The sequence below is a fragment of the Aeromicrobium sp. PFPM2_SD2 genome (genome assembly GCF_057364525.1).
This window is the reverse complement of the sequence record NZ_JBNFNZ010000124.1, coordinates 1-6,058: the sequence shown is the minus strand read 5'-3', so window position 1 is coordinate 6,058 and position 6,058 is coordinate 1. Positions and strand designations below refer to the sequence as shown.

Genomic DNA, 6,058 nt, shown 5'->3' with positions numbered 1-6,058 from the left:
GACGTGCAGCGGCCGCCGCGCCGCCCGCGCCCGCGCCGCGGTCGGCGGTCCGCCGTCGGCAGGGGCGGGAGGCGTGGGTCGAAGCATGCGGCCATCGTCCTCGCGCGGGGACTTTTGAGACGCGCGTCCCGCAGAGTGAGACAGGTAAGGGGTTCGGGGGAAGTCGAACGTACGGTCTCGGAGTTCGATCTCGCGACCCACCGGTCGCGCTTCCCCCGGCGGCCACGAGCCGCGCACGAAAGGAACGTCATGTCCGAGCCGAACCTCATCGAGGCTCCCAAGCGCCGCGGCCCGCTCGTCGCCGCGGTCGTCGTCGTGGTGCTCGCGGTCATCGCCGCCATCGTCTTCTTCGCCACCCGGGACGACGACTCCGCCGCCGGCGCGGACGCCGAGAAGGTCACCCTGGGCGTCGTCGGCGCCAGCGACCCCTACTGGGAGGAGCTGGTCGACGCCGCCGCGAAGGAGAACATCGACCTCGAGGTCAAGGACTTCGCCGACTACGCCCAGCCGAACCCGTCGGTGAGCGAGGGCGAGCTGGACATCAACCAGTTCCAGCACATCATCTACCTGGCCGAGTACAACGTGGCCAACGACGACGACCTCACGCCGATCGGCGCCACGGCGATCTACCCGCTGTCGCTGTACTCGGAGAAGTACGACTCGGTCGAGGACATCAAGGCCGGCGAGACCGTCGTCGTGCCCGACGACGACTCCAACCAGGCCCGCGGCCTGCTCGTGCTGCAGTCGGCCGGCCTCATCGAGCTCAAGGACGGCGGCTCGCCGTACTCGACGCTCGACGACGTCCTGCCCTCGTCCAAGGTGAAGGTCAAGGCCCTGCAGGCCGACCTGACGCCCACGTCGCTGCCCGACGTCGCCGCCGCGATCATCAACAACGACTTCGTCGAGAAGGCCGGCCTGAAGTTCGAGGACGCCATCGCGACCGACGACGCCTCCGACCCGGCCGCGGCGCCGTACATCAACATCTTCGCCGTCCGCGCCGAGGACAAGGACAACGCGACGTTGAAGAAGCTCGTGAAGATCTACCACGACACCAAGGCCGTCACCGACGGCGTCAAGGAGGTCTCCGGCGGCACGGCGGTCATCGTCGACACCCCCGTCGACGAGCTGCGCAAGACCCTGTCCGACGTCGAGGCCGACGTCCGCGCCAAGGGCTGACCCACCGCACGACCCCGCGGGGCGCGGCGCCACGAGCGCCGCGCCCCACGGTCCTTCCCCCACCCCGAGAGGACGAACGTGGCACTCGTCGAGCTACGCGACGTGCGCAAGGAGTACCCGCCCGCCCAGCGCGGCGGGGAGCCGGTGCACGCCATCCGCGGCGTCGACCTGGACGTCGAGGCCGGCGACATCTACGCCGTCGTCGGCTACTCCGGCGCCGGCAAGTCGACCCTCGTCCGCCTGGTCAACGCGCTCGAGCCGGCGACGTCCGGCACCGTGACTGTCGACGGCGTCGAGCTGACCGGGCTCAAGGAGCGCCAGCTCCAGCGCGTCCGGCTCGGGATCGGCATGATCTTCCAGCAGTTCAACCTGCTGCACTCGCGGACGGTGTGGGGCAACCTCGCGTACCCGCTCGAGGTCGCCGGCGTCGGCCGCGCCGAGCAGCAGCAGCGGATCAGCGAGCTGCTGCACTTCGTCGGCCTGGCCGACAAGGCCCACCAGTATCCCGAGCAGCTGTCCGGCGGCCAGAAGCAGCGCGTCGGCATCGCTCGCGCCCTGGCCACCAGCCCCAAGCTGCTGCTCGCCGACGAGGCGACCAGCGCGCTCGACCCCGACACCACCCAGGAGGTCCTGGACCTGCTGACCCGGGTCAACCGCGAGCTGGGCATCACCGTCGTCGTCATCACCCACGAGATGGACGTCGTCCGCTCGATCGCCAACAAGGTGGCGGTCATGGAGAACGGCCTGGTGGTCGAGCGTGGCCTGGTGAAGGACGTCTTCGCCGACCCGCAGCACGCCGTCACCAAGCGGTTCGTCGGCACCGTGGTCGACACCGTCCCGGAGGGCGAGGTGCTCGACGACCTGCGTCAGCGGCACCGTCGCCTGGTGACCCTGGAGTTCCGCGAGGGCTCGCCCGGTCAGTCGCAGGTCTTCGCCGAGCTGCTGGACCGCGACGTGCGTTTCGAGCTCGTCCACGGCGGCATCGAGCGCGTGCAGGGCGCGACGTTCGGCAACCTGACCCTCGCCCTCACCGGCGAGCCGGCGCGCGTCCGGGAGGCGGTGGCGGCCGTGAGTCGCCTGGTGCGGACGGAGGAGCTGGCATGAGCACCCGCGAGACCCGCCTGCCCGAGCTGTGGGACCTGGTGTGGCAGAACACCGTCGCCACGCTCTGGATCGTCGCGCTGGTCATGCTCATCGGCGGCCTGCTCGGCCTGCTGCTCGGCATCGGGCTCTACGTCACCCGGCCGGGCGGGCTCTACCAGAACCGCGTGATCAGCGTCGTGCTCAACGTGCTGGTCAACTTCTTCCGGCCCATCCCGTTCGTCATCCTCATCGCGGCCGTGCAGCCGGCGGCCAGAGCCGTGGTCGGCATCGGCATCGGCAACCGCGCCGTCATCTTCGCGATGGTGGTCGGCTCGATGTTCGCCATCGCGCGCATCGTCGAGCAGAACCTCGTCACGGTGCAGCCCGGCGTCATCGAGGCGGCGCGCTCGATGGGGGCCAGCCGCCTGCGGATCCTGCGCACCATCGCGCTGCCCGAGGCGCTCGGACCGCTCGTGCTCGGCTACACGTTCGCGTTCGTCGCGGTCATCGACATGCAGGCGATCGCCTCGGTCATCGGCGGCGACGGCATCGGCGGCTTCGCGCTGCAGTACGGCTACCGCCAGTTCGACACCGCCGTGACCTGGACGGCCGTGGTGATCATCGTGGTGATCGTCCAGCTCGTGCAGTTCGGCGGCAACCGCCTGGCCCGCCACTTCCTGCGCCGCTAGGCAGCTCGTGCCCGGCGCCGGCACGCGCTGAGCGTGACGTTTCGGGGGTGAATCGGGTCAATCGACCCCCGAAACGTCACACTCAGCGGGTCAGGCGCCGAGGACGCGGTCGAGGTAGGCGTTGGTGAACGTCCGCTCGGGGTCGAGCCGGTCGCGGGCGGCCACGAAGTCGTCGAAGCGGGCGTACTGCTTGCGCAGGTAGTCGGCGTCGCGGGTGTGGATCTTGCCCCAGTGCGGACGTCCCTCGTGGGCGGCGAAGATCGCCTCCGCGCCGGCGAAGTACCGCTCGAACGGACGCTGGACGTACTGGTGCACCGCGACGTAGGCGTTGTCGCGCTCGTGCCCGGTCGACATCCACACGTCGTCGGCGGCAGTGAAGCGCACCTCGACCGGGAAGCTGACCGTCAGGTCGCTGCGGTCGACGAACGCGGCCAGCTCCTCCACGACGTCGCGGACGGCCGCCCGCGGCACGGCGTACTCCATCTCGCGGAAGCGCACACGACGCGGCGAGCAGAACACCTCGTGCGAGCGGTCGGTGAACTCGCGCGCGGAGAGGGCGCGGGCGTTGACCCGGTTGATCGCCGGCACCCACGACGGCCGGGCGGTGCCCAGCCGGCAGATCGCGCCGAACGCGCCGTTGCTGAGCACCTCGTCCTCGAGCAGGCGGCGGGCGCGGCCGACCGGGCGCGGCTCGGTGCCGGCCGGGACGCGGTTGTTGCGCTTGGTGCTCGTGCGCCGGGTGTGCGGCCACCAGTAGAGCTCGAAGTGGTCGTTGCCGTCGACGAGGTCGTCGAGGCCCTCCCACACGGCGTCCAGCGCCATCGGCTCCTCGCGGGCGTGCAGCAGGAACGCCGGGACGCACTGCAGCACGACCTCGGTGACGACGCCCAGGGCGCCGAGCGAGACGCGCGCGGCGCCGAACAGCTCGTCGCCCTCGGCCAGGTCCAGCACCTCGCCGGTGCCGGTGACGAGCCGGACCCCGACGACGGCCTTGCTGATGCCGTGCAGGCGTCCGCCCGTGCCGTGGGTGCCGGTGGAGACGGCGCCGGTGATGGTCTGGTGGTCGATGTCGCCCAGGTTGGGCAGCGCGAGCCCGAGGGCGTCCAGCAGCCGGTTGAGCTCGCGCAGGCGCAGGCCGCCCTCGACGCGGACGAGCCCGGTGGACGCGTCGGCGTGCAGCAGCCGCGTCATGCGGCTCATCTCGACCATGACGCCGTCGGTGGTGGCGATGGACGTGAACGAGTGCCCGCTGCCCACCGCCTTCACGCGGCGCCCGACCGCGGCGGCCTCGCGCACGAGCTCGACCACCTCCGCGGTGCTGGTGGGACGCAGGACGGCGGTGGGGTGCGCGATCGCGCTGCGGCCCCAGTTGACCCAGGTGGTGCTCATCCGAAGTTCTTCCCCTCGCCGCGGTAGGTGGGCAGCAGCTCGACGTCCCCGGCGGCGTCGACGAGCGCCACCCGGTCGAAGCGCTCGCACATCTCGCCGGCCTTGGCGTGGCGCATCAGCACCCGGTCGCCGAGCCGCAGGGTGCGGGCGGCCGCGCCCTTGACCGGGGTCTGCACCTCGCCGGCGCCCTCGGAGCCGATGAGCGACAGGCCGTCGGGCCAGACCGGGCTCGGGGCGCGGGACGCCTTGGCCGGGCCGCTGGCCGTGTAGCCGCCGGAGAACAGGGTGACGACGTCGTCGGCCGGACGGCGGACGACCGACAGTGCGTAGTACGCGGCCGGACGGGCGTGGAAGGCGTCGTAGCGGTCGAACAGGGTCGGCATGAACAGGCCGGACCCGGCGGTCAGCTCGGTGATGGCGGGGTCGGCGCCGGTGACCTCGAGGCTGCCGGTGCCGCCGGCGTTGACCAGCTGCAGGTCGGCGTGGTGGCGCACGGCCTCCACGACCGCGGCGCGCCGCTCGGCGAGGTCGTCGTTGGAGCGCTTCTTGACGAGGCGGACGGCCGGGGACGTGTCGGGGCAGGCCCGCGACCTGGGCGTCGTAGAACATCACGCGACGAGCTCGAAGCCCGGGCGGGCGGCGATCGCGGCGGCCAGCGCGGACGCCTGCTCCGGCGTGCGGACGGGGGAGCGGCGCACACCCAGGTGCAGCGGCCCGACGCGCAGCGAGCAGTCGACGTCCAGGCACAGCCGGATCGGCGGGTGGTCGCCGCCCACGAGCGCGTCCAGCAGGTCGAGGTGCTCGAGCGAGTCGACCATCAGCGTGATGGCGGCCAGACGCTGATCGGACGCGACGAGGTCGCGCAGCGCGGAGGCGTCGGCCGTGGGGTAGGCGAGCAGCAGGTCGTCGTGGCCCAGGTCGGCCAGCCAGGTGGACTCGGCCAGCGAGTACGTCATGAGGCCGGCGAACCCCTCGTGGGCGAGCGTGCGGTCGAGCAGCTCGCGCACGCGCACGGACTTGGACGCGACCCGCACCGGCACGCCGCCGGCCCGGCGGACGAGGTCGTGGGTGTTGGTCGCCAGGGCGGGTCCGTCGAGGATCGCGCACGGGGCCGGCAGGTCCGCGGTGGCGCGCAGCAGGCGGTCGTAGGGCTCGGACACGCGCCCACCCTAGGGGGACCCGAGGCTCCCGTGGGAGGGTTCGCCGCAGCCGGGGTCCACTACGATGACGGCGCGGGCCGGGCCCGCACGCCCCTGTAGCTCAGTTGGTAGAGCGCCTCACTTGTAATGAGGATGTCGCGGGTTCGACTCCTGTCGGGGGCTCCGAGAGAGTGCACGGTGGCACGTCGGCAGACCGTCCCGAGCGCCTCACGTGTCATGAGGATGTCGCGGGTTCGACTCCTGTCGGGGGCTCCAAGGAAAGTGGGCGGTGGCACGTCGGCGGACCGTCCCGAGCGCCTCACGTGTCATGGGGATGTCGCGGGTTCGACTTCTGTCGGGGGCTCCAGATGTCGCCCCCAGTGCGTCCTTGCACGGCCGCGCAAGCATCCTGTAAGCCCGACGGTGGACGGTGGAGCCTCCAGGCGTCGAGGTCTCGGCGCCGCTCACCGAGAGGCTCGACCAGCATGCGTGCACCCCGTTCCGTCCCTGCCGCCGCCGCCACGGCGACGGGCGCTCCTCGGCGCTCCTCACCGGCTGCGGGGGGCACCGACGGTGCCGCGG

Annotated in this window: 6 protein-coding genes and 1 tRNA gene; 4 read left to right on the top strand and 3 right to left on the bottom strand. The window is 72.0% G+C overall.

The window, feature by feature from the left end; genetic code table 11:
• Positions 1 to 249 precede the first annotated feature (249 nt).
• The 3 genes from AC2W7G_RS07825 (at position 250) to AC2W7G_RS07815 (ending at position 2,948) form a co-directional block, all read left to right on the top strand.
• Positions 250 to 1,176 (top strand): MetQ/NlpA family ABC transporter substrate-binding protein, encoded by a 927-nt coding sequence (locus AC2W7G_RS07825; protein ID WP_485867933.1) that lies wholly within the window; start codon positions 250 to 252, stop codon positions 1,174 to 1,176.
• A gap of 78 nt (positions 1,177 to 1,254) precedes the next feature.
• Positions 1,255 to 2,280: a methionine ABC transporter ATP-binding protein gene (locus AC2W7G_RS07820; protein WP_485867932.1), complete on the top strand. Its 1,026-nt coding sequence runs from the start codon at positions 1,255 to 1,257 to the stop codon at positions 2,278 to 2,280.
• On the top strand, positions 2,277 to 2,948 hold the full coding sequence (locus AC2W7G_RS07815) for a methionine ABC transporter permease (protein ID WP_485867931.1): 672 nt from the start codon (positions 2,277 to 2,279) through the stop codon (positions 2,946 to 2,948). The genes AC2W7G_RS07820 and AC2W7G_RS07815 overlap by 4 nt, the downstream gene beginning before the upstream one ends.
• Positions 2,949 to 3,038: 90 nt before the next feature.
• Here AC2W7G_RS07815 and AC2W7G_RS07810 read toward each other — a convergent pair whose 3' ends face one another.
• The 3 genes from AC2W7G_RS07810 to AC2W7G_RS07800 all read right to left on the bottom strand — a co-directional run bounded on the left by AC2W7G_RS07810 (position 3,039) and on the right by AC2W7G_RS07800 (position 5,497).
• On the bottom strand, positions 3,039 to 4,337 hold the full coding sequence (locus AC2W7G_RS07810) for a D-arabinono-1,4-lactone oxidase (RefSeq protein ID WP_485867930.1): 1,299 nt from the start codon (positions 4,335 to 4,337) through the stop codon (positions 3,039 to 3,041).
• Positions 4,334 to 4,840 carry a type III PLP-dependent enzyme domain-containing protein gene (locus AC2W7G_RS07805; protein WP_485867929.1) on the bottom strand — a complete coding sequence of 169 codons (507 nt, stop codon included), beginning with the start codon at positions 4,838 to 4,840 and terminating at the stop codon, positions 4,334 to 4,336. The genes AC2W7G_RS07810 and AC2W7G_RS07805 overlap by 4 nt, the downstream gene beginning before the upstream one ends.
• A 105-nt stretch (positions 4,841 to 4,945) precedes the next feature.
• On the bottom strand, positions 4,946 to 5,497 hold the full coding sequence (locus AC2W7G_RS07800; RefSeq protein WP_485867928.1) for an alanine racemase: 552 nt from the start codon (positions 5,495 to 5,497) through the stop codon (positions 4,946 to 4,948).
• Between the two features lie 89 nt (positions 5,498 to 5,586).
• On the opposite strand from AC2W7G_RS07800, the gene AC2W7G_RS07795 reads away from it, so the two are divergent.
• Positions 5,587 to 5,659: transfer RNA gene (locus AC2W7G_RS07795), tRNA-Thr, on the top strand.
• Positions 5,660 to 6,058 lie beyond the last annotated feature (399 nt).

Excerpts from the sequence above, each read along its gene's own strand:
- AC2W7G_RS07825 (WP_485867933.1), top strand. The coding sequence starts at position 250 with ATGTCCGAGCCGAACCTCATCGAGGCTCCCAAGCGCCGCGGCCCGCTC.
- AC2W7G_RS07815 (WP_485867931.1), top strand. The coding sequence starts at position 2,277 with ATGAGCACCCGCGAGACCCGCCTGCCCGAGCTGTGGGACCTGGTGTGG.
- AC2W7G_RS07810 (WP_485867930.1), bottom strand. The coding sequence starts at position 4,337 with ATGAGCACCACCTGGGTCAACTGGGGCCGCAGCGCGATCGCGCACCCC.